The 1,316-nt window shown below is 61.4% G+C and carries 1 pseudogene; it reads right to left on the bottom strand.

Annotation, left to right across the window (positions count from 1 at the left end):
* Positions 1–74: 74 nt before the first annotated feature.
* Positions 75–1,316: pseudogene (locus E4K64_RS40990) on the bottom strand (IS3 family transposase); the annotation flags it as partial.

Below are 1,316 nucleotides of genomic sequence, written 5' to 3' on the forward strand. Positions count from 1 at the left end.
TGTCCGTTGTCAGATGATTTGAGACTGATCAGGCGTTCTGCGAAGGGAGGCTCTGGCTCATCAGGGGTTAGAGTTTAAGCGGCCTGCAGACGATGCTGCAAGCGACGATTTGCAATGGTGTCGCGCTTGATGCGCTGACGTTCGGCCAGGATTGTCTCTGCTCTGCCGAAGTAGACATCGGCCGGTGTGAGATTGTCGATGCTCTCATGGTAGCGAACGTGATTGTAGTGCTCGACGAAGGCACTGATCTGTCGTTCGAGATCGCCGGGTAACTAATAGTTGTCGAGCAGGATGCGGTTCTTCAGCGTCTGATGCCAGCGCTCGATCTTGCCCTGGGTCTGGGGATGATACGGAGCCCCGCGCACATGTTGCATGTCTTTGCCCTTGAGCCAGGTGGCCAGATCGTCCGCGACGTAACTCGATCCGTTGTCGCTCAGAAGCCTCGGCCGCTGCATGACGGTGATGTGGTCGAGGCCGGAAGCTGCGAGCGCCTGGTCGAGCGTCGCCGTGACGTCGGAGGCGCACATCGTCGGCCCCAATCTCCAGGCCACGATGTAGCGCGAGAAGTCGTCAAGGACGGTCGACAGATAGTACCAGCCCCAGCCGGTGATCTTGAGGTAGGTGAAGTCGGTCTGCCAGAGCTGATTGATGGCCGTGGTCTTGTCCTTGAACTCGTCCGCGGCCTTGATCACCACATAGGCCGGGCTGGTGATCAGGTCATGCGCCTTCAGCAGCCGGTAGACTGATGCTTCCGAGACGAAGTACTTCCGCTCGTCGGTGAACCGCACAGCCAATTCGCGCGGCGACAGCTCCGGCAGTTCCAGCGCCAGGTCGACGATCTGGCCGCGAACGTCGTCGGGAATGCGGTTCCAGACCCGATCCGGCCGCGATCGATGATCGGCCAGCGCCTCAACACCGCCGTCCCGATAACGATCGTACCAGCGATAGAACGTGGCTGGTGGGATACCGAGCTTCTCCAGCGTGCGCCTGGCCGGCAAGTGCGACTGCTCGACCAGCTTGATAATCTCGGCCTTCTCGGAGGCGGGATACCTCATGCCTCGTCCTCCCCATCCCCGTTCATGCTTTTTTTCAGCAGGCGGTTCTCCAGGGTCAGATCGGCCACGACCTCCTTCAGCGCTGCGGCCTCACGGCGCAGATCCTTGACCTCGCCGGAGGTCGCAGCACGGGCCGTGTCGCCAGCCAGGCGACGCTTGCCGGCTTCCAGGAACTCCTTGGACCAACCGTAATACATCGAGGCGGCGATGCCTTCGCGGCGGCAGAGCTCGGAGATGTTCTCCTCGCCCCGCAGCCCCTCC

The sequence above is a fragment of the Bradyrhizobium frederickii genome, from assembly GCF_004570865.1.
GTDB lineage: Bacteria > Pseudomonadota > Alphaproteobacteria > Rhizobiales > Xanthobacteraceae > Bradyrhizobium > Bradyrhizobium frederickii.